Below are 21692 nucleotides of genomic sequence, written 5' to 3'. Positions count from 1 at the left end.
ATATAATGAACAATATTATGTATATATATTAGCTAGCGGGCGTAATGGTACATTATATATTGGAGTAACTTCAAATATTATAAAACGTATTTATGAGCATAAGCATAAAATAATCAAAGGATTTTCTTCTAAGTATAACATAAATAAATTAGTTTATTTTGAGCAATATGACAATATTATAGCTGCAATTAATCGTGAAAAGTTATTAAAAGAATATAAAAGACAGTGGAAATTAAATTTAATTGAGTCTCAAAATCCAGAATGGCATGATTTATATGAAAAAATTATTTTATAATTTTTTTACTGGATCCTGTGGACAAGCCACGGGATGACACGGAACGTAGCAACCATGGTATGAAATTAATATAAGGAGTATATGCATAAATATCAAACACATTGGGTGGAACATTCTGAAGTCAAAATATTAAGTACTACCAGTAAAAAACATGTAGCGTTAGTAGCAGGCGGTATGTCTGCCGAGTGTGAAGTATCGTTAGTGTCAAGTGAAGGGGTTCGTAAAGCCTTAGTTGAATTAGGATATAGAGTTACCTTTATTGATATGGGAGCAGATATTGCAGTTAGATTACAGGAAATAAAACCTGATATTGTTTTTAATTGCCTGCACGGTACATACGGTGAAGACGGTTGTTTACCAGGATTACTTAATATAATGCGGATTCCTTATACTCATAGCGGCGTGTTATCTTCAGCTTTAGCATTCGATAAAATACATTCTAGGAGCTGGTTTTTAACGAATAATATTAATATGGTAGAAAGTATTGTTGTAAATAAAAGCAATGATGTAAGAAACGATCCTATGAAACGACCGTACGTTATTAAACCTCTTAAGCAAGGCTCAAGTATTGGTGTTGAGGTGATATTTGAGGAAGATAATTTTAACTTTGCCGATTATGATTTTCCTTACGGTGATCAGGTAATAATAGAGCAATATATAAAAGGGCGAGAATTGCAAGTAGCGGTATTAAACGGTAAAGCTCTTGGAGCTTTAGAGATTAAATTACTGAAAAATCGTTTTTATGATTATGAGACTAAATATACTGAAGGATTTGCTGAGCATCTTTGTCCTGCTCCGCTACCTGCTAATTTATATGAAAAATTACTTATAGAATCAGAAAAAATTTATAAAACAATGAATTGTAAAGGTCCTGCTAGAGCAGAGTTTATTTTAGAAGAGCAGACAAACAAATTATATGCTTTGGAGATGAATACTCACCCAGGTATGGCGCCTTTATCAATAGTGCCGGAAATTGCAGCTTATGCAGGGATAAATTTTACTAACTTAATTGAAGAAATTATAAAGACGGCAAGCTTTGAATCATGAGAAAAAAAACAAGCTCCAATAAAAAAAAACAAACAAAAAAAACTAATAATATCTCATTACGCCGAAAATTAGGATTAATTTACAAAAAAGCAATATTAGGGCTTAAGATTGCTTTAATTATCTTTGTATGTCTATTTGTTTTTACAAAACATTTTGCCGGCATAAAAACCTACTTAACAACAAATATATACCAAACAACAACAAAGCTTGGGTTTAAACTTGAGAATGTTATCATTGAAGGACAGCAAAATGTTGATGAGCCTACAATATTAAAGGTTTTAAATGCAAGTAAAGGTAGTCCTATTTTTGCTCTTAAATTAGACGAAATTAGAAATAATTTAAAGAAAAATAAATGGATCAAGGAAGTATATGTCAGTAGAAGATTACCAAATACGGTATATATAAAATTATTTGAAAGAGAAGCTATTGCTATTTGGCAAATTAATAATCAGCTTTTCTTAGTAGATGAAGAAGGTTACGAAATTAGTAAAAATATTCAGTCTTTTCCTCATTTATTACATGTTGTAGGGGAAGGGGCAAATATCTATGCAGGTAAATTAGTACTAGAGCTACAGAAATATCCGGCATTAATGAATAAAACTTCAGCTGCCGTAAGACTCGGAGATAGAAGGTGGGATTTAAATCTTAAAGGTAATATAAGTATTAAGTTACCTGAAAAAGAGTTTGAAGAAGCATTAAAATATGTCGATGCGCTAAATAAAGCTAACAAGCTATTTAACCAAAATTATAAGGCTTTGGATTTAAGGGATAAGAATAAGTACTATATAGAGAAGTACTGAGAATCGTCATTGCGAGGAGAAACGTAGTTTCGACGTGGCAATCTTGTCAAGCATCCTGAGATTGCTTCGTCGAATTACGTTGTAATTCTTCTCGCAATGACGTTTTTGGAATAACAAGCATAAAAAAATGAAAGAGAAAATATCAAATTTTGTAACACTTGATTTCGGCAGTAGTAAGATTGCCGTAATTGCTGCCTATGTTAGTAAAAAAGGTGAAATTAAAGTAGCTAGCCAAAATTTGCACCATTCTAAAGGTATTAAATCAGGAGTTATATCAGATTTAAAAAATGCTGAAACTAGCATTGTTTCGGCAATTTACGCACTTGAAAAAGATTGCGGTAAAAATATAAAAAAAGTTATATTATCATTATCGGGTGCCGACACTAAATCTTATTACATAAATTATACAATTAAAGTTAACGGGCAAACCGTAACGCAGCAAGATATTAAAAAGTTACTACAAAAAGCATTACTTGAATTTAAAGTTAAAAACCAAGAAATTATTCATTATTTTCCTCTTGAATTTACCCTTGATAATAATTCAGTCGAGAATCCTATCGGTATGTACGGTAGAGAGCTTAGTTGTGAATTACATATTATTGCAGCTAGTTCAAATATGCTATCAAATATTGTACAATGTTTCGCTAAATGTCATGTTGAAGTCACAAATATTACTCTAGCAATTTATGCTTCTGCTATTAGCTGTCTTACGAATGATGAAAAAAATCTAGGCTCGCTTATTATAGATATGGGGGATAAAACTACCTCTTTCGGCATTTTTTTTGCCGGTAAATTAATATATACGGGGCATGTAAATATAGGTAGTTTTCATATTAGTTCGGATATTGCTAAAGTCTTTGGTATTGATCTTGTTACGGCAGAGAAATTAAAAATTTTATACGGTAATGCAATTATACCTTTATTTGAGAAAGATAGTATTATAAATATGGATGATTTTCAGGTTGATACTCATCATAATTTAAATACTTCCGTAACAATTTATAAATTGGCTGAGGTAATAAGAGCAAGAGCCGAAGAAATATTATCAATGGTAAAAGTCGAATATGATAAAGCAACAAAAGGGCAGGTTGAAGTTTTTAGAGTTGTAATTACCGGCGGTGGGTCTCAGCTTAGAGGACTTAAAGAACTTTCAAATAAAATTTTTGAAAAACAGAGTAGAATCGGTAAACCGGAGATTATTGCCGGTTTTACAGAAGACTATAATCCGGCTATGTATTCAGCAACTATAGGAATGCTAAAAATTCATGCTCTAAAACAGCAAAAAGAATTCGCTCATATTAGACTTGATGAAAATAGCAGCTTCTTTAAAAAAGCTTTTGATTGGTTTAAGGAAAATGTTTGAATTTGATTATTATTTTTTTCTTGCTAATACTGTAGGAAAAATACCTTGAGAATCATATATAGCTTAAGCAGGTAAGGTAGTTACTTTTTGTAATACGTGATAAGCAGCATCAAAAAAATATGTAAAGTTACTAGTATCTTTTCTAATTTGATGTTTAATTTTAAACCAATAATGTTCTATAGGATTAAGGTCAGGACTGTAAGTAGGAAGGAATAAAATACTTGCCCCTACCGATTCAATTAATTCTTTTACCTTAGAGTTTTTATGAAAATTAATATTATCCATTACTACGACTTGTCCTGCCCTTAATTCTTTAATGAGTATATCCTTGACATACGTCTCAAAAATAGCTTTATTACAATTGCCTTCAAATATTAGAGGTGCTACAATATTGCTATTAAATAGGCCAGCAATCATACTAATTCTGTGTTTGTGCTGATAAACTTTTTCACCATAACATCTTTCTCCTTTTGGGCTCCAGCCATGTTCTCGACACGCATTATCTTCTATTCCTGATTCATCCAAAAACACTAGTTTATCTTTGTCTATGGTGGTTATCTTTTCTATAAACTCATTTCTTAATTTATGATTTCTTTTGGGATGAAGAAAAGTTTTTTTATAGCTGTAACCAACTTTTCTAATCATGTTTATTATAGTTCTTGCTGACACTTTACTAGGATACAAGATGGCTAGCTCTCGACTGCTTTTATCTTTATTAGATTCCAAAAATTTTTTAAATCCTTCCATATCTGTTATTTTATGACTATGCCCTTTTTGATAGCCAGTTTTTAATTGAACATCTCCTGTTTCTTTCTTTAATTTCTTCCAATCATATATTACTTTACGGCTGATATTAAATACTTGACTTGCTTCTATTATTCTTTTCCCTGACTCAATATATTGAATCACTCCCTTTCTTAAATCATATGAATATGGACTTGGCATAACTATTTTCTAATTACTTTACCATATCCTTTTATTAATATCACTATCTTAATTGCCTATGCTATATAATTTCGAGGATTTGAAATCCTGCTTTTTCTAGCTGTTTACGTGTTTCGGCTTCTGTACGAAAAACTTGCCATGCAGCGTTAATAATATCACTAAAAATAGCCTTTTGTTTTAAAGCATCCTCAATATTAACATTTTTCCATGTAGATTCCTTTGATAATGTTGGAGGAGGCGTTAAAAAGCTTGCAATTAGTATGCCGCTAGGTTTAAGCACTTTACTAAATTACGCGAGTTTCGTATTAATAGAGGAACTGAATAGCTGATAGTAACTGGGTTACGAGGATATTAGTAATATTGTTTTTGTTATAAAATGTACTTAAAACTGCATAAATTTTTAGTAAATTGTCTTTTTTGACTATAACTATTAAATTGTAAAACTTATCACACCTCTTACAAACCTTGAAAGGATAAGCATTATAGCATATTCATTAACCATAATTTAGGCATCTTAATACGAAACTCGCGTTAAATTGTTTATATAGATCAGTAACTTTATCATCATCAAATTCATAAATATTAAGACCATTACTCGTAAGGATATCATATTCCTCGTGAATATCAAGGTTCCAAGCATCTTGTTGCAAAAAGTTAACATTCGTAAGATGATGCTTTTTAGCGTTTTCTTGTGCTAGTTCTAAAAAAATAGCATCTAAATCAATCCCCGTCAGATGAATTTCTTTTATTTTGCTGTAATCTAATGTAAGCAAATCGTCCATAGTACCGCAAGGAACAGAAATAAATTTCATTCCGTCTTCTAACTTATCCTGTAAAATTTTTTGAAATATTTTAAAGCGTTCTTGGGTAACTTTAACAGAAGGAGCATGATACAAAATCCATCTTTCTAAAGGGTAGAGCTTTTCTTTTTTAAGACCATGAATTATTATATAAGATGTCCAATAACCATTAAGTCCTTTATTTGCCAACAAAAAACGACCTAACTCAAATTCGCGTAATTGATCAACTAAGGCAAGCTGTTCATCTAACGGCAAAGAAGTAGTATGCTTGTTTTCTAACTCTTTTTTGAGTCGCGAAGCATCAAAAGTAGATTTAGTTAATCCATGATGCATTATTAATCTTGGCATAAATTATATAGGGTTTGATTCTATGTTTTAGGTCTATGCTTAGAACAAATTAGTACATTCCCTTTAACTTCGATAATAAAAAGTCGGTCGCCTGTTTTTGCATCGATTTCGTTTGGTGCAAGATAAGCATTCATAATAGCACCGGACCATCTTACTTGTCCTACAGTATCAGAAGAGACGGTAGAACTATAAACTTCTACCATTTTGCCTATCATATCCGAGTAATTTTCTGTTTTATCAGTTTTATTATAAACATATTTTTTAAGAGGATAATATAATATACAAAACCAAATAAGCGATAATATACTAAAAAATGTTATTTGATTTGTTAAGCTAACTAGGGGGTAGTTATATACCACAAGAGTATTTGATAATGCTCCAAGCCCAAAGAATAAGAATCCAATACTTGGAACTGCAAAGAATTCAACAACTACGCAAATTATACCGATTATTAACCATATTTCGGTGAGATAATTATTTATCATGAACATAAGTTTTTAAAAATAATATTACGTCAGCTATGTCTTGTGGTTTTGAGATACCGGCAAAGGACATTTTAGTTCCTGGTGCATAGCTACTTGGTTTATGTAAGAAAGCAAATAAACTATCATCATCCCATACACCGCCAAGTTTTGATAGAGCAGGGGAATATTTATAGTCTGCTATGCTTGCTTTTGGTCTGCCTGCTACATTCCACAAATGAGGTCCTAGTTTATTTGGACCGTCTTTATCAAGGGAATGACACATTAAACATTTCTTGGCTATTTGTGGACCATTATCGGCATTAGCGGTTTTCATCAATTCCGGTATATTTACCGGTGCTTGCTCTATTGCCGTAGTATCTTGATTTTCTGTGGATTCCTGAACTGCAATGCTATAACCGCGATGTAAAACTTGTAAGTTTGGTTTGTATAATATATTTGCAACAAATCCAACCATCATAGCAATTAAACTAGCAAATAAGATGGCTGCAACAATTTTATTTAATTCTTTTCCAGACATTTATTTTGTTTTTTTATTAGAATTTATACTATAATTTAAGTTGTAAGAGAAGTTAATTAAATAAATAAAAGAAAAATTTATAAAAATATTGTTCTTTGGAGAGAAAAATAAATGTCTGATTCAAAAAAATCAAGGGTTAGAAAAATATTTAATAAGTTAAAATCTTATTGGACTAGTTTTAGACAAAGTAAAATCGGTAAAATATTATTTAGCAATAGTTTAAGTTATGCGGTTTCCGTAGCTTCTATAGCAATTGCGGTTTCCGGACTTTTTACTCCTATATCACCGATAATTATAGCTGTAGCTGTTGTTTCAGGAGTTAGCGTAGGAATTCAGGCTATAAATGAGACTTTAAAAGTGCATAGTTTGTGTAAACTACCTTACTACATGACAATTTTTAGAGATGTAAGGACTAAAGGATTGAATTTTGCTGATAATTCATGATGATAACGGGGAAAGAACTTGGTTTACATATGAAAGATCATTCCGCCCCTCTAGTCGAATTATTACAAAAACATATTTCGCTTAATTTATCAAGAGCAAAATGTTTAGGATTATTTATCATTTCAATGCTTAACAGCATGACAGTAAACATGTCATTGTTATGCAATAGAATGCCGTCTGGGATTAAAGCAGCTTCATGGTATAGAAGGATGCAAAGATTTATCTCTGAAATCTCAATATCATGGAGAGTATTACCTGTTATGTTAGTCATGATGACTGGGTTTGAGCAGGAGCAAAAATGGGTATTGTGTTTAGATAGAACGAATTGGAAATTTGCTTACTACATGACAATTTTTCATTTTATCATCTTTGGATATTGGAATATCAAGGACAACAGCTGTATCCAACGTACTAATTGAGTAGAAATATTATACAAGATATTAACCAATGTATCTAATCCAACACGAAATATACTATTTTGCCTATAACCATGTTTTTTAATAACTATTGGTTTATCTAAAACTATAATCTCTCCAGTTTGATAAGCTAGGCAAAATGCAATAGACAATATTTGCATCAATGTATCTAATCGTAAATCATTAGTAATATGAGTTGCTTCACAGTTGAATCCTGCTGATTTAAAAGCTTTGAACATTGTTTCAATTTGCCATCTTTGAGCATATAATCTCAGCAGGATTTTTGATCTCATCACTATGTATTAAGACTGCAAGTTCACTCTTCTTATTTCTGATCCCTACTACATTAAATATTTCACCTTTTGTACCAATTCTACGTTGTGACAAACTCACATGCGATCCTATGGCTAGAGGGCGAAATAACTCTTGTATTTTAACCATTTTTCCCCTTGCATTACTGATATATTGTCTATTTTCTCTAACTCGAAAAACGTATCTTATTTGATTTGTTCTAAGCCAAGAGAGCCATTCCTTACCTATAAATTCTCTATCAGCGGTTAATGCTTCAATGCGGTTTTTGTCAAAAACTTCTAAAAAACACTCCATCAGATCAATACGCTCAATATAATCAGAGTTACCACACTTTTTATCACTTAGAAAATTCCAAAAAGGGGGATCGCTATACCATGAAAACTGACAGCTAAATATAAAATATTTATATGTCGTTTACCAAATTTCCAATTCGTTCTATCTAAACACAATACCCATTTTTGCTCCTGCTCAAACCCAGTCATCATGACTAACATAACAGGTAATACTCTCCATGATATTGAGATTTCAGAGATAAATCTTTGCATCCTTCTATACCATGAAGCTGCTTTAATCCCAGACGGCATTCTATTGCATAACAATGACATGTTTACTGTCCTGCTGTTAAGCATTGAAATGATAAATAATCCTAAACATTTTGCTCTTGATAAATTAAGCGAAATATGTTTTTGTAATAATTCGACTAGAGGGGCGGAATGATCTTTCATATGTAAACCAAGTTCTTTCCCCGTTATCATCATGAATTATCAGCAAAATTCAATCCTTTAGTCCTTACATCTCTAAAAATTGTCATGTAGTAAGGTAAACTTCATAAAGAGAATAATTTATTAGTACATAACAGAAATGCTAAAAGTCAGCAAGATTATATATTATCATTAGAACCGAGCTTAAAAGATATTTTAAAAAATGAATTATATACGCCGCAAACGGCAGGTAAGGATGCTACTCAAGATAAGTATGAGTTAAATGTAAATAAATTGAAAAGTACAGGACGAATATTTGGAAATAATCTAGGTGGAGCCGCAAATTTGGCTGCCTCTTAAAGGTGCTAGCGGTAATGTGCTTGATATATTAAAAGCTACGGGTTACGGTGTAGTTACGACCGCATCATTAATGTCCCCCTTCGGGGATAAGAAATCCCTCGCCTTCAGGCGAAGGGAAGATATAATGAAATTGCTTTAGCAATGAATTTATATCAAGAAACATGAGAAGTTATAGAAAGAATAGTCATAGTCAGTATGATTTAAAAGTACATCTTATATGGATACCAAAATATAGGAAGAGAGTATTGATAGGCAAAGTAGCGGAAAGGGCTAGAGATTTACTAAGGCAGATTTGTATGGAACATGAAGTATATATAATTTCAGGGAAAATATCATGTGATCACGTGCATATGTTTATCTCATATAAATCACAAATATCTCTTAGCAAGTTAGTACAGTATTTAAAAGGTAGTAGCTCAAGAATTTTATTGCAAGAATTTGCTCATTTAAGAAAACAATTTTGGGGCAATCATTTGTGGGCTAGGGGCTATATGGCGGTCAGTTCAGGTAATATAACTGATGAAATGATACAGCACTATATTGATGAACAGGAAGGTGAACCTGTGAATGATGATCGATTTCTAATCGATTCCACTTTATAACCCCTCAGCTTATAGCTGAGGGTTCTTTAGTTATCGACGGTCTTACTGAAAAGGAAAAAATAGAAATAAAAGCAATATTTAAATTAAATATAAATGAAGAATATAAAAAACAATACACTCCTATATATGAAAATTTAGAACAATTAGAGGATTATACTAAGAATCAAGTATTGCAAACATTAGCTTTAAAAAAATTAATAAAGGATAAGAATTATTGGAGTATGAATAAAGACCAAAAAATACAAAAATTTCGAGAAATAAGAGGCAGTTTTAATTTTGAAATAAAAAGAAACGGTTTAGAAGAATTTTTTAGAGAAAATAAAATAACAATGGATAATAGAAAAGAGAGTTATGTTAAAGATATTAAAAATGTAATGAATCCATTTTATGAAAATCCTAGTAAAGCCGAAGGATATAGTCCTTTAACTAAAGCTATGGATAAAGATAAAGTTAATAATGCTGAAATACAAAGGACGAAAAGTGAAAATTTAAAAAGGATGCAAAAAAGAAAGCGAAATTTAACAATTGAAATGATTATTATAACTCACTGCTAGTTACAAATTTGTAAGAGGTAGTATCGCTAAATATTTTATGCAATAATTCATTATTAAGAGCATGGCTGGTTTTGTAGCCTTTAATTGCACTTACAACGTTAGTGCCGCTGGTATATAAATCACCGAATAAATCTAATAGTTTATGGCGAACGAATTCATCTTCATAACGTAAGCCGTTTGGGTTTAAGATTTTATCCTGCTCATCTATTCCTATAGCATTCTCAAATGAGGCACCTTGGGCAAGCCCTTTGCTTTTCAAATAATCAACATCTCTTATAAAACCAAAAGTTCTAGCATCTGCAATATTTTTAGTAAAAGATTCTTGATCCCTAAAACTTAGATTTTGTCTGCCTATAGCTTTACTGCTAAAATCAATGGTTAAATCTACAGTCATGTGATCGGAAGGAGTGCAATATAATTCACAATCTTTATGAACTACTTTTATATCTTTTAAAATTTTTAAATATTTTTTAGGAGCATTTTGTAATTTTTTACCTGCACATTCAATCATAAACACAAAAGGTTTACTACTGCCGTCCATAATTGGTACTTCAGGACCGTCAATTTTAATAATTGCATTATCAATGCCGCACCCCCAAAGTGCTGCCATTAAATGTTCAATTGTTGAAATTTGAACTTTATGATCATTACTTATAGTGGTAGATAACAAGGTATAGGAAACATTGAAATAGCTAGCTTCAATATAATTATTTTCAGAAGATATATCGGTTCTAATGAATATAATTCCGGTATTTTCTTTAGCGGGTTCTATAGTTAACTGGGTGTGTTTTCCTGAGTGAACCCCGATCCCGTAACAACTAACCGGTTTTAATAATGTACTTTGTTGCATTTTAGGCATTGTAAAAATATATTTAAATATTAATATTTAATGCCGAATTATACAAGTTATATTATGTTACAAAATATTACATAATCGTCATTGCGAGCGACTGAAAGCATTGTTGCATGGCTCGAGAAGCCCGCTCGGTGTCATACCGCTTGTCCACGGTATCCAGAAAATAACTAAAAATACTAATTTATTAGTATTTTTAACTGGACCCCGTGGTCAAGCCACGGGGTGACATTAAAATCTATATAATTTATACTTAATAAAATACCAAAAATGATAAGCTACAAAACTACCGACTACGGCAAAAACGGAAAATAAGAAATCACTGCCGTTAATAGTGCCGTAAGGTACATGAGATGATAAAGCTCCGGCATATATACCGATGCTGCACATTGAAAAATACGAAAATAAAGCTGTTCTAAGTTCGTAATTCCTAAATTTATCAATTAGTATTAAAATATTGCAAATATAAATGGATCCTAAACAACTACCGATTAGTATTATATATAATATATTAAGGTTTTTATTAGTTCCATGAAGCGGTAGTAAAATAAAGCAGACTAGTAGAATTATAGTTAGTGATAAATTAGCCAAATATTTATTTACTTTGCTTAATATATAGCATATAGGAATTATAGAAAAACATATTGCTAGGAAAATATATTTTAGTATAAGTCTTAAATTAATTAATGCTAATTCTTTCTTTAATGCAAAAGCTTCATAATACCATAATATATCCAAGGTGATATAAGCAACTACTAAGCCTGTCAATAATTGTAATTCGACATTTTTTATTAAGGATGAAAATTTTGAATTTAAATTTAATTTATGAGATGTAGGATTATAATGCAGAAATTCGGTTAGTATATTGATACAGTATAACAATGCACAAATTACTATAGTATTATTTGTCGGTTTTATAAATGGATTTAATAAATCTACCATTAAGTTTCCACCCGCCCATAACAACATTATACAAGCTAAAAAAAAATATTTCTTTTCTTTGCTACTCTCAATAATGTCTAATGTTATAGAAGTGAAATATGAAAATGTTCCAAAATTAATTAAAATAAAATTAATTTTAATTAAAGTATAATTATTTAATAAAATTAGGTTTATTGTACAAATAATTAATAAAGATAAGCTAATTAAAATAATTTTTTTATTACTTAACTTATTAATTAACTGTGTTAAGGCAAAGCCTGCGATTATCGAACCTATAAATTTAGTTTGATTTATATGATTTATTTGTTCTCCGCATAGATTTTTATTTATCAGTAAAAAGATTTTAAAATTATAAAAATTTATGGCATTGATACAGGAAAAAATAAATATTCCCAAAAGTGAGAAAAAATAGTTTTGTAATCGTTTTTTAAAGTCATAAATTAAGTGTTTGCTAAACAATAAATACATGGTATATAACTCATTAATTATAATGATTAAGATTATCATCTTAAAAATTAAAGAGATTCGTAATTCCATTATTTAAGTATATATGGATAGTTATTAGATTATCAGCTTTTAATCAAATATGGTAGTCTTATTTATAATTTGTATATAATTATTGTTTAATTTTAAAAAAATTAATGAATTAAATAATATGAAAATATTTTAATGTAAGAAAAATAATAATATATTTTTTAGTATTTTAAGGAGGTGTTATTTGAAGTTTATCTAGAATTTCATTTTTGCTCTTTAATCATAGATAAATTATCTATTTAAATAAATTAATACAAGATAAGCAATGATTTTTCTTAAGATACAAGCATTATATTAATTATTTGTTCTTCAAGTTAGTGAGCAAGATAAATGAATAAAAAGATTATAATTGATGCTAATTTTCCAAGCGAAACAAGAGTAGTTTTATTAGGACAAAGCAACAATATAGAAGATATTGAATTTCAAACAACCGTAAGACAACAAAATAAAGGTAATATTTATTTAGCAAAAGTCACAAGAATAGAGCCGTCGCTACAAGCTGTTTTTATAGAGTATGGAATGGATAAAAGTGGATTTTTACCGTTTAGTGAAATCCATCCTAACTATTACAATTTGCCTGCCTCGGAGAGAAATTTCCCAGTTAATGCTTTTTCTGAAATAGCTCTTTCAAATATTACGGTTGAGGATGATAAAGAGAAACCGACAGCTATATATGATTCTTTGGTTGATAGTGAAGAAATTGACCTAAAAACCATAGAAGATTTAGTAGAGAGTAAATTCCATTCAGAACTTAATTTAGAAGCAGCTGATGATATTGAAATTATTCAAAGTGACACCTCTGAGTCAAATATTCTGCAATATAAACAATATAAAGTTCAAGAAGTAATAAGAAAAAACCAAATATTATTGGTGCAGGTTACTAAGGAAGAACGAGGAAATAAGTGTGCCGCTTTTACTACTTATATATCCTTGGCTGGTAAATATTGTGTTTTAATGCCTAATAAAGGTTCACAAAACGGCATATCGCGTAAAATATCAAACGGGGAAGAAAGAAAAAGACTGAAAGATATTTTAAATAAAATAGTAAGTGGTGACAAAAATGCTTATAGCATCATTGTTAGAACCGCAGGTAGAGGAAGTAGCACCTTAGATTTAAAGAAAGACTATAATTATTTAGCAAGGTTATGGAATAAAATTCGTAAAAGTACTATTAAATTTCCAGCTCCGTGTTTTATTCATGAGGAAGATAGTATAATACGTAAAACCATACGTGATATGTGTGATCACAATGTTAAAGAAGTAGTGATTCAAGGACAGGAAGCCTATGAAGATGCTTCAAAATTTATGCAGGATTTATTACCTTCAGAGCTTTCAAAACTTAAAGAACATAAAAATAAAACTCCTATATTTACTAAGTTTCAAGTAGAAGAGCAATTAGTTAAATTATATCAGCCTGTCGTGACACTACCTTCAGGGGGATATATCGTTATTAATCCTACGGAAGCTCTTATTTCAATTGATGTAAATTCCGGTAAATCAACTTCTGAAAAAAATATCGAAGAAACGGCACTAAAAACTAATTTAGAAGCAGCCAAAGAAGTAGCAAAGCAAGTAAAGCTTAGAGATCTATCAGGTTTGATAGTTGTTGATTTTATAGACATGAGCGAAGCTAAGAATCGTAAAATTATTGAACGATCCTTTAAAGAGTTTTTAAGTCGTGATCGTGCTCGTATACAAACCGGTAATATTAGTCAGTTTGGATTACTTGAATTCTCAAGGCAGAGATTACGTTCTTCTTTCTTAGAAACTAATTCGGCAATTTGTTCTCATTGTAACGGTAAAGGAGTCATTAGAGCGAGTGACGCTAATGCTATGTTAATTTTACGTACTATAGAGAATGAAATTTTTGAAGAAAGAATTGATGTAATAAATGTTTTTACCAATATCGTTTCAGTTATTTATCTACTTAATAATAAACGTGCTGAAATAAAATTTATTGAAGAAAAATATAATATAAAGCTTAATTTTTATTCCGATCCTAATGCTACATCAGATAGTTATTCGATTGAAAAAGTGAAGCTGTTGAAGAAAAATAACAATAATGTTAATCCTGTTAAGCCGGTAATTCAGAATCATAGTGCCGATTATACTGAAGAAGAGCCGAAAAAAGAACAGTTACGCAAAAATAAACATAAATGGAAAACAGCTAATAATAGTAATAATATTGCTAATGAAGTAAAAGATAAGAGTTTAGAGGCAAAAGAACCGGTAGAGCAAACCGTAAGCGTTGTGGAAGAGGTGAAAGTTGTAGAAAGTAATGCCGGCTTAGAAGAAGCACAAGCTGCTCCAAAAAAGACAAAACGTAGATATCTTAATAAAAAATCAAATAAGAAACGTCCTGTTAATACCGCCGAAGATACGGAAAAGAATGTAGAGTCTTGATTTGAGGGGTGGGTAGGTTATTGTTGTATGACTCCTCAATCGTCATTGCGAGCAGCCATAAGCTGCGTGGCAATCTCATGAAATAATAAGAAACTCATAAGATTACTTCGTCGAATTACGTTGTAATTCTTCTCGCAATGACGAAGCAATAAAAACATAAAATTAAAATAAAAGTGCAGAAAAGTTTAATTAGACATCTTTTCAAATTCGCTTATAGAGAGGAATTTGAAGGAAACACGGAACGCAGTACCGCAGCGTACGAAAAAGTACGTGAGGATGCGAGTACCGGATTGACGTACAAGTTACCTCTAGAAGTAGAATTTGGGAAGATGTCTATTACAAAATGGTTGTGTATAAGTTGTATAATGGTCATAGCGATGATTGTTATAGGGGGGATAACAAGGCTTACTGGTTCTGGTTTATCTATAGTTGAGTGGCGTCCGGTAACCGGTATTTTGCCACCTTTTAGTTTTGAAAGCTGGCAAGCGGAATTTGCTAAATATAAAGCTTTTCCTGAATATAACTCTGTTAATTACGGAATGACTTTATCGCAGTTTAAGTTTATTTATCTGTTAGAGTTTATACATCGATTACTCGGTAGAATTACAGCTTTAATATATATTGTACCTTTAATATATTTTTATTTTAAAGATATTATAAAAAATCGTGACATGCTACCTTATATAATTGCTTTGTTGTTGTTTTGCGTACAAGGCTTTATGGGATGGTATATGGTTAAAAGCGGCTTGTTGAATAGCCCGTCTGTTAGTCATTTTCGACTTGCTTTTCATTTAATTATCTCCGTAATTATTTATCACATACTTTTTTATCAATTAATAAAAAATCGTTGTGATATTTTGTTAATACCGTCACAAACAGATTTAAAATTACCATTAATATTTTTCGGTATTGCTATTACTGTAATATATGTGCAAATTTTTTTAGGTGCTTTAGTTGCAGGGCTTGATGCAGGGCTGATATATAATAGTTTTCCGCTAATGGGTGATAGTTTTGTTCCGATGGAGGTAAAAGATAATTTTTTTGATCTTAAAAATTGGTATGATCCGGTTTTTATACAATTCATACATCGTTTAGGCGGCTATAACGTATTTTTGGTTGTTGTGGTTTTGGTAATTTGCTTGTTAAAAATAGAACATCCAAAATTAAATAAGATAGCGTATTTTCTAATGATTGCATTATTGATGCAGATATCTACTGGAATAATTACTCTTTTATACTCTGTACCTATAGTAATTGCCTTTATACATCAGCTTTTTGCTATAATCCTTTTATCTATAATAATTTGGTGCTATTTTTTAATAAAAAGTAGTTAAAAATATCACCGTGGTCAGTAGGCGTTATTGTGCGGATCGTTTTATGTCATTCCCGCGTAGGCGGGAATCTAGTAAAACCTATAAAAAACTTGTTTTTATAGGTTTATTTTTTGAATAAATAACTTCTATATCGATATTTGAAGTTATTTTTCTGGATCCCCGCCTATGCGGGGATGACATCGAGTAGGTTTTTCGATCCATGCAATAGTGCCAATGCCATGCAATAACACAATAAAAAGCTCTAAATGATCATCGATGTCAATACTCCTATTTCTTCTAGATTAGATAAATATTTAAAACGTCTATATCCGTTATTGACTCAAGGAGTAATAGAGAAAGCATTACGTCAAAAACAAATTACCGTTAATTCTCAGAAAGTAGAAGCGAGTTTAAGAGTAAAAGGCGGCGATAAAATTTTTATTAACGATAAGTTTAATTTACCTGTTAAGCAACCCAAAAAATTAGTTTTTACTGATGCTGAAATTAAGCTAGCGAAGAAAATTACTACCGATTATCTGATATATGAAGATGATAATTTAATAGCTATAAATAAACCTGCAGGTCTTGCTACTCAAGGTGGCAGTAAAATAAAATTATCTATTGACTCTGCATTAAAATATTTGAATTATAAAGGTGCTGATTTTAAGCTAGTACATAGGTTAGATAAAGAAACAAGCGGTTTACTCTTAATAGCCAAAAATTATTTAAGTAGTGTAAAACTTCATGATGTTTTTAAAGAAAAATTGGTTGTAAAAACATATTTTGCTGTAACCTATGGAAAGCCAATTAAAAATGTAGGCGAAGTTAGAAGTAATATAGAAAAGAGTAAAAGAAGTACACCTAAAATTACTGATATTGATAGTGAAAATGGTAAACTTGCCATTACTTATTATAAATTACTTAAACCGCTTGATAATAACTTATTTTTAATTGAATTTACGCCGGTTACAGGTAGAATGCATCAATTAAGGTTGCATTCTAAATTATTAGGTTGCCCGATACTTGGAGATGATAAATATGGTAATAAAGAAATAATGCCGTATAGTAAATATATGTTCTTGCATGCTAATAATATATGTTTATATGAAAAAATTTTTGGTAAAGAAATTAAGTTAGAAGCAAAATTACCGTTTTATTTTACTAGACATCTTACATAACTTGCTTCTAAAGGTAATTTGTACGTAGATCCGGTACTCGAATCCTCACGTACTAAGTGTATGCTGCGGTTCTACGTTCCGTGTCTCCTTCAAATTCCTCTTTATTAGCTGCGTTATGTAAGACGTCTACTGATAAGTTTGTGGAGTGTTGAAGTTATGATTCGTAGATATTTTTTATTGCTGCTTTTTTTAATTACTAATTGTGTTGATTGTTTTGCAGATATACAGCAAAGAATCAATGAAGCAGAAAAAGAATATATAAGTAATAGATTTTTAAATGCCGTTTTTATGTTTGCCGATGATTATAAAACTTTATTAACCGGTGCTAAAGGAATCTTTGCTTTAAACGGTGAGCAATTAAAAGCAAATGAAATGATGCCTATTGCTTCTGCTACAAAGCCTTTTACAGCTGCAGGAATTTTAAAATTACAAGAGCAGGAATTATTAAATATTAACGATAAAATCTATAAATATCTTGATCCGGAAATGTGGGGAGGAAAAGTGCCGGATTGGGCATATAAAGTATCTATCCATAATTTATTAACGCATAGTAGCGGTATTGCTGAATATTTTAGTTTTGTTAAACTTGATTTAAATATGCCTAAGAAAGAGATTCATAAGAAAATATTACAATTTGTTTCTTCTAAGCCTTTAGAAATATCTATAGGGAAAAAATTTAAATATAGTAATACTAATTTTGTTATACTTGGTATGATTATCGAAAAGGTGGCTAAAAAAGATTTAGCTAACTTTTTTTATGATGAATTTTTTAAACCTCTTAATATGAAATCTACTAGTTTTGCTTCATATAGTGAAGCCGCTAGAATTCAAAAAAATGTTATTAGTTCTAATTATCCGGTAAGATATTTTTTAACGCCTAATAATAGTAATAAACCTATATTTACTCCTGTAACTGCTGATTTTTTAGCAGTTCCTTGTGCTGACGGCGGTATAATATCAACACCGGTTGATCTTATTAAATGGTATAGGGCATTGAATGAGGGGAAAATTCTTTCTAAGAAGTCGTATAAACTTATGACTACTAAGTATTTTTTAGCAAAAGATATAGAAGGGCGTAAGTCTTATATGGGTTACGGTATTTTCCTTACTGATCTTGATTCTAAGCATTTAATGATTCATTATACGGGAAAAGCCCTTGGAATACAAAGTGAAGCAGGATATGTTTTGCCTGATAATCTTTATTTTGCTATGTTAAGTAATACTATGATTAAAATTCCTGAAGAAGAAAAAGATAAAATTGACATGAAAAATCCTTTAAATCAACTTGGAATAATTTATTTCAGAGATGCAATAATAGGAGCAGCTATAAAAAATTAAATAGACTTCTTGTATAACCTATCTTATAAAGAGGAATTTGAAGGAAACACGGAACGCAGCACCGCAGCGTACACTTAGTACGTGAGGATGCGAGTATCGGATTGACATACAAATTACCTTTAGAAGGAGGTTATACAAGAAGTCTAATGAAGATAGTTACTTGGAATATCAATTCATTGCATTTACGGATCGATTTATTAAGAAAATTAGCACATGAACATCAGCCGGATATTATTTTACTTCAAGAAACAAAGGTAGCTGATTCATTATTTCCTCTTGAAGTTATTAAAAATATAGGCTATGAACATGTAATATATGCAGGGCAGAAATCATATAACGGTGTTGCTATTATTTCAAAATTTCCTTTGAATAATGCTTTTTCATTGGAGTTATATAATAGTGATAAAAGGCATATAGCCGCTATAGTTAATGATATAGAAATACATAATTTTTATGTTCCTGCCGGTGGTGATGTACCTGATATCGAGGTAAATACAAAATTTAAGCATAAGCTCGAATATGTAAGGTTAATGCAGGAATGGTTAACTACTAACCGTACTAAAAACGATAAAATTATTATTGTCGGGGACTTGAACATTGCTCCGCATGAACATGATGTATGGTCTAGTAAGCAGCTGCGAAATGTTATCAGCCATACCGATATTGAACGCTCGTTATTGGTAGAGCTACAAAACTCGTTAGGTTTTATCGATAGTAGTAGGCATTTTGTTCCGTTTGACGAAAAGTTTTATACTTGGTGGAGCTATAGAAATATAGATTGGAAAAAATCTAACAGAGGTAGAAGGCTTGATCATATTTGGGTTAGCGATAATTTAAAAGATGCATTATTTTCTATGCATTTACTACCAGAAGCACGTGATTGGCCACCACCTTCGGATCATGTACCGTATTTTGTGAATTTTAATTTTGATGATTTTTAGTTTTATGTCATTCCCGCGAAAGCGGGAATCCAGAAAAAAATTTAAAAAGCCTGAATCCCGTGGTCAAGCCACGGGATGACAATAGTCTTAAGGAGTAATTAGTGGATATTAAGTTAGGAAAATATAAGCCGACAAAAGAAGAATATATGAAAAGCATTAAAGATATGCTCCTACTGCGTCGTTTTGAAGAAAAATGCGGGCAGCTATACGGTATGGGAGAAATAGGCGGTTTTTGTCATTTATATATCGGGCAGGAAGCAGTAATTTCTGCGGTAGATATGGTTAAACAAAAAGGAGATAGTACAATTACTAGCTATCGTGACCATGCTCATATTATTTTAGCGGGAACAGAGCCTAAATACGTTCTTGCCGAGCTTATGGGACGAGCTACAGGCTGCTCGAAAGGTAAGGGCGGTTCGATGCATTTATTTGACGTACCGAACAAATTTTACGGTGGACACGGTATAGTCGGAGCTCAAGTACCGATAGGTACAGGGCTTGCTTTTGCCGAGAAATATAATGGTACGAATAATATTTGCTTTACTTTTTTAGGTGATGGTGCGGTTAATCAAGGTCAAGTATATGAAGCCTTTAATATGGCTGCTTTATGGGGTTTACCTGTAGTTTATATTATTGAAAATAACGAATATTCGATGGGGACGTCTGTAGCACATTCTACCTTTATGCGTGATTTATATAAGAAAGGGGAATCGTTTGGGATTAAAGGATTTCAGCTAGACGGTATGGATTTTGAAGAAATGTATGACGGCTCTAAGCAAGCAGCCGAGTATGTTAGAGAAAATAGCTTTCCGCTGATATTAGAGGTAAAAACTTATCGTTATCGTGGGCATTCGATGTCCGATCCGGCAAAATATCGCAGTAAAGAAGAAGTTGAGCAATATAAAGAGCGTGATCCGTTGGTAATAATAAGAAAAACGATACTCGACAATAAATATGCAACCGAAGCAGATTTAAAAGAAATAGAACAGTCGGTAAAAGAAATTGTGAAAGAAGCAGTAGAATTCTCAGAAAATTCACCGCTACCTGATGAGAGGGAGTTGTATACGAATATTTGTCATACCGTGGCTTGACCATGGGGTCCAGTAAAAATATTAGTATTTTTTATTGTTTTTCTGGATTCCCGCTTTCGCGGGAATGACATAAGTACTATAGAAATGACATAGAACATTTAATCAAATAAAAAGAAAAATGCAAATAACGGTACGTGAAGCATTGCGTGATGCGATGCAAGAAGAGATGATAAGAGACGACAAGGTTTTTGTCATAGGCGAGGAAGTTGCAGAATATCAAGGAGCTTATAAGGTAACGCAAGGATTATTAGAGAAGTTTGGTCCTAAGAGAGTAATTGACACGCCAATAACGGAGTATGGTTTTGCAGGGCTTGCAGTCGGGGCAGCTTTTGCAGGACTTCGCCCAATCGTGGAGTTTATGACCTTTAACTTTGCTATGCAAGCATTCGATCATATAGTTAATTCTGCTACAAAAACGCATTACATGTCAGGCGGGCAGGTAAAATGTCCGATAGTGTTTAGAGGACCAAACGGAGCAGCAAGTAGAGTAGCAGCTCAGCATAGCCAAAATTATACAGCTTGTTATTCTCATATTCCAGGGTTAAAAGTAGTAGCTCCTTATAGTGCCGAAGATCATAAAGGGCTTATGCTCACGGCTATTAGAGACGATAATCCGGTTATTTTTTTGGAAAATGAGATTTTATACGGTCATAGTTTTGACGTACCGGAAACAATCGAGCCTATACCCTTTGGTCAGGCAAAAATTTTAAAAGAAGGTAGTAGCGTCACTATAGTAACTTTCTCAATTCAAGTAAAACTTGCCCTAGATGCTGCAAATATTTTGCAGAATGATAATATTGATTGCGAGGTTATTGATTTACGTACTATTAAGCCTCTTGATACTGAGACGATAATAGAATCGGTGAAAAAAACTAATCGTTTAGTTATAGTCGAAGAAGGGTGGTTTTTTGCCGGTGTCGGTGCAAGTATAGCCTCTATTGTTATGAAAGAAGCATTTGATTATTTAGATGCTCCGATAGAGATTGTCAGCGGCAAAGATGTTCCTCTTCCTTATGCCGTTAATTTAGAAAAATTAGCTTTGCCGAGCGAGATCGATGTAATAGAAGCCGTTAAAAAGGTTTGTTATTATAGTGTTTGATTCCATATTAT

At 31.5% G+C, this 21692-nt stretch carries 21 protein-coding genes and 8 pseudogenes; 18 read left to right on the top strand and 11 right to left on the bottom strand.

The features are described from left to right. Window positions 1-13: 13 nt before the first annotated feature. The 4 genes and pseudogenes from REIS_RS12820 to ftsA form a co-directional block, all read left to right on the top strand. Window positions 14-295, top strand: a pseudogene (locus REIS_RS12820) (GIY-YIG nuclease family protein); the annotation flags it as partial. Between the two features lie 81 nt (window positions 296-376). Further along, window positions 377-1342, top strand: coding sequence for a D-alanine--D-alanine ligase (locus tag REIS_RS05740; RefSeq protein WP_008580306.1), 966 nt, complete (start codon window positions 377-379; stop codon window positions 1340-1342). Then, window positions 1339-2142: a cell division protein FtsQ/DivIB gene (locus tag REIS_RS05735; protein WP_008580305.1), complete on the top strand. Its 804-nt coding sequence runs from the start codon at window positions 1339-1341 to the stop codon at window positions 2140-2142. The genes REIS_RS05740 and REIS_RS05735 overlap by 4 nt, the downstream gene beginning before the upstream one ends. 127 nt (window positions 2143-2269) lie before the next feature. Continuing rightward, a complete protein-coding gene (gene ftsA, locus REIS_RS05730; protein ID WP_008580304.1) occupies window positions 2270-3505 on the top strand; it encodes a cell division protein FtsA in 1236 nt (411 codons plus the stop codon). A 63-nt stretch (window positions 3506-3568) separates the two neighbouring features. Here ftsA and REIS_RS12815 read toward each other — a convergent pair whose 3' ends face one another. The 5 genes from REIS_RS12815 to REIS_RS05700 all read right to left on the bottom strand — a co-directional run bounded on the left by REIS_RS12815 (window position 3569) and on the right by REIS_RS05700 (window position 6600). Beyond that, the gene (locus tag REIS_RS12815; RefSeq protein WP_008579725.1) at window positions 3569-4450 is read right to left on the bottom strand and encodes an IS630 family transposase; all 882 of its coding nucleotides are present in this window, start codon (window positions 4448-4450) and stop codon (window positions 3569-3571) included. Window positions 4451-4511: 61 nt separating this feature from the next. Then, the gene (locus REIS_RS05715) at window positions 4512-4730 is read right to left on the bottom strand and encodes a hypothetical protein (protein ID WP_008579640.1); all 219 of its coding nucleotides are present in this window, start codon (window positions 4728-4730) and stop codon (window positions 4512-4514) included. Between the two features lie 214 nt (window positions 4731-4944). Continuing rightward, window positions 4945-5598 (bottom strand): methyltransferase domain-containing protein, encoded by a 654-nt coding sequence (locus tag REIS_RS05710; RefSeq protein ID WP_233466278.1) that lies wholly within the window; start codon window positions 5596-5598, stop codon window positions 4945-4947. 20 nt (window positions 5599-5618) lie between these two features. Further along, window positions 5619-6089, bottom strand: coding sequence for an NfeD family protein (locus REIS_RS05705; RefSeq protein WP_008580302.1), 471 nt, complete (start codon window positions 6087-6089; stop codon window positions 5619-5621). Beyond that, window positions 6073-6600, bottom strand: coding sequence for a c-type cytochrome (locus tag REIS_RS05700; protein ID WP_008580301.1), 528 nt, complete (start codon window positions 6598-6600; stop codon window positions 6073-6075). Before REIS_RS05700 ends, REIS_RS05705 begins: the two co-directional genes overlap by 17 nt. 111 nt (window positions 6601-6711) lie before the next feature. Here REIS_RS05700 and REIS_RS05695 point away from each other — a divergent pair. Next, window positions 6712-6978 (top strand): annotated as a pseudogene (locus REIS_RS05695) (hypothetical protein); the annotation flags it as partial. A 62-nt stretch (window positions 6979-7040) separates the two neighbouring features. Then, a complete protein-coding gene (locus REIS_RS05690) occupies window positions 7041-7463 on the top strand; it encodes a hypothetical protein (RefSeq protein WP_008580299.1) in 423 nt (140 codons plus the stop codon). Here the strand turns inward: REIS_RS05690 and REIS_RS16465 are convergent. The 3 genes from REIS_RS16465 to REIS_RS05680 are packed head-to-tail and all read right to left on the bottom strand — an operon-like array spanning window position 7400 to window position 8530. After that, window positions 7400-7699: a hypothetical protein gene (locus REIS_RS16465; RefSeq protein WP_008579488.1), complete on the bottom strand. Its 300-nt coding sequence runs from the start codon at window positions 7697-7699 to the stop codon at window positions 7400-7402. The two genes, REIS_RS05690 and REIS_RS16465, sit on opposite strands and share 64 nt — an antisense overlap. A 4-nt stretch (window positions 7700-7703) precedes the next feature. Continuing rightward, window positions 7704-8066, bottom strand: coding sequence for a transposase (locus REIS_RS16460; RefSeq protein ID WP_008579487.1), 363 nt, complete (start codon window positions 8064-8066; stop codon window positions 7704-7706). Between the two features lie 47 nt (window positions 8067-8113). Continuing rightward, window positions 8114-8530 carry a hypothetical protein gene (locus tag REIS_RS05680; RefSeq protein WP_008579269.1) on the bottom strand — a complete coding sequence of 139 codons (417 nt, stop codon included), beginning with the start codon at window positions 8528-8530 and terminating at the stop codon, window positions 8114-8116. A gap of 63 nt (window positions 8531-8593) precedes the next feature. Here REIS_RS05680 and REIS_RS17785 point away from each other — a divergent pair. The 3 genes and pseudogenes from REIS_RS17785 to REIS_RS05670 all read left to right on the top strand — a co-directional run. Then, window positions 8594-8906 (top strand): annotated as a pseudogene (locus REIS_RS17785) (hypothetical protein); the annotation flags it as partial. Window positions 8907-8994: 88 nt separating this feature from the next. Next, entirely contained in the window at window positions 8995-9435 is a 441-nt protein-coding gene (gene tnpA, locus REIS_RS05675) for an IS200/IS605 family transposase (RefSeq protein ID WP_008579210.1), read from the top strand. A gap of 23 nt (window positions 9436-9458) precedes the next feature. After that, window positions 9459-9989 (top strand): annotated as a pseudogene (locus tag REIS_RS05670) (hypothetical protein); the annotation flags it as partial. Here REIS_RS05670 and lpxC read toward each other — a convergent pair. Then, window positions 9973-10839: a UDP-3-O-acyl-N-acetylglucosamine deacetylase gene (lpxC, locus tag REIS_RS05665; RefSeq protein ID WP_037213827.1), complete on the bottom strand. Its 867-nt coding sequence runs from the start codon at window positions 10837-10839 to the stop codon at window positions 9973-9975. The pseudogene REIS_RS05670 and the gene lpxC sit on opposite strands and share 17 nt — an antisense overlap. 112 nt (window positions 10840-10951) lie before the next feature. Between lpxC and REIS_RS17300 the strand changes: the two are divergent. Then, window positions 10952-11026, top strand: a pseudogene (locus REIS_RS17300) (permease); the annotation flags it as partial. Window positions 11027-11073: 47 nt separating this feature from the next. Here the strand turns inward: REIS_RS17300 and REIS_RS05660 are convergent. Continuing rightward, window positions 11074-12221, bottom strand: a pseudogene (locus REIS_RS05660) (hypothetical protein). Between the two features lie 427 nt (window positions 12222-12648). Between REIS_RS05660 and REIS_RS05655 the strand changes: the two are divergent. From REIS_RS05655 to REIS_RS05645, 3 genes are all read left to right on the top strand, one after another. Next, entirely contained in the window at window positions 12649-14721 is a 2073-nt protein-coding gene (locus tag REIS_RS05655) for an Rne/Rng family ribonuclease (RefSeq protein WP_008580294.1), read from the top strand. A 329-nt stretch (window positions 14722-15050) separates the two neighbouring features. After that, window positions 15051-16055 (top strand): COX15/CtaA family protein, encoded by a 1005-nt coding sequence (locus REIS_RS05650; protein WP_008580293.1) that lies wholly within the window; start codon window positions 15051-15053, stop codon window positions 16053-16055. A gap of 245 nt (window positions 16056-16300) precedes the next feature. Then, window positions 16301-17212, top strand: coding sequence for an RluA family pseudouridine synthase (locus tag REIS_RS05645; RefSeq protein WP_008580292.1), 912 nt, complete (start codon window positions 16301-16303; stop codon window positions 17210-17212). On the opposite strand, the pseudogene REIS_RS12805 reads toward REIS_RS05645, so the two are convergent. Further along, window positions 17206-17333, bottom strand: a pseudogene (locus REIS_RS12805) (palindromic element RPE1 domain-containing protein); the annotation flags it as partial. The gene REIS_RS05645 and the pseudogene REIS_RS12805 sit on opposite strands and share 7 nt — an antisense overlap. Before the next feature lie 35 nt (window positions 17334-17368). Between REIS_RS12805 and REIS_RS05640 the strand changes: the two are divergent. From REIS_RS05640 to REIS_RS05625, 5 genes and pseudogenes are all read left to right on the top strand, one after another. Next, window positions 17369-18550, top strand: a complete 1182-nt coding sequence (locus REIS_RS05640; RefSeq protein ID WP_037213823.1) for a serine hydrolase domain-containing protein — start codon at window positions 17369-17371, stop codon at window positions 18548-18550. Further along, a pseudogene (locus REIS_RS17295) lies at window positions 18551-18685 on the top strand (palindromic element RPE1 domain-containing protein); the annotation flags it as partial. Window positions 18686-18696: 11 nt separating this feature from the next. Continuing rightward, entirely contained in the window at window positions 18697-19491 is a 795-nt protein-coding gene (xth, locus tag REIS_RS05635; protein ID WP_037213828.1) for an exodeoxyribonuclease III, read from the top strand. A 101-nt stretch (window positions 19492-19592) separates the two neighbouring features. Continuing rightward, window positions 19593-20582, top strand: coding sequence for a pyruvate dehydrogenase (acetyl-transferring) E1 component subunit alpha (gene pdhA, locus REIS_RS05630; RefSeq protein ID WP_008580289.1), 990 nt, complete (start codon window positions 19593-19595; stop codon window positions 20580-20582). 118 nt (window positions 20583-20700) lie between these two features. Then, window positions 20701-21681, top strand: coding sequence for a pyruvate dehydrogenase complex E1 component subunit beta (locus REIS_RS05625; protein WP_008580288.1), 981 nt, complete (start codon window positions 20701-20703; stop codon window positions 21679-21681). Window positions 21682-21692: the final 11 nt, after the last annotated feature.

The organism is Rickettsia endosymbiont of Ixodes scapularis, assembly GCF_000160735.1.
Lineage (GTDB): Bacteria > Pseudomonadota > Alphaproteobacteria > Rickettsiales > Rickettsiaceae > Rickettsia > Rickettsia tamurae.
The sequence above is the reverse complement of the archived record's forward strand: the minus strand, read 5'-3'. Positions and strand labels throughout refer to the sequence as shown.